The organism is Streptomyces sp. URMC 126, assembly GCF_051386555.1.
GTDB lineage: Bacteria > Actinomycetota > Actinomycetes > Streptomycetales > Streptomycetaceae > Streptomyces.
In genome coordinates, this window is sequence record NZ_JBPQTX010001333.1 from 1 (window position 1) to 237 (window position 237).

The 237-nt window shown below is 72.6% G+C and carries 1 protein-coding gene; it reads left to right on the forward strand.

The window, feature by feature from the left end; translation table 11 throughout:
* On the forward strand, positions 1-237 hold a 237-nt coding region (locus tag ACSNOK_RS36165; RefSeq protein WP_436784884.1), incomplete at both ends, for a transporter associated domain-containing protein.

The following is a 237-nucleotide window of genomic DNA, read 5'->3' on the forward strand; positions in this document are numbered from 1 at the left end:
TCCTGGAGGAGATCGTCGGCGAGATCACCGACGAGTACGACCGCGAGCTGCCGCCGGTGGAGGACCTCGGCGAGGGCCGCTACCGGGTCACCGCCCGGCTGGACATCGGCGACCTCGGCGAGCTGTACGGGCTCGACCTGGACGACGAGGACGTGGAGACGGTGGGCGGGCTGCTCGCCAAGTCGCTCGGCCGGGTGCCCATCGCCGGCGCCATGGCCGAGGTGGACCTCTCCGAGG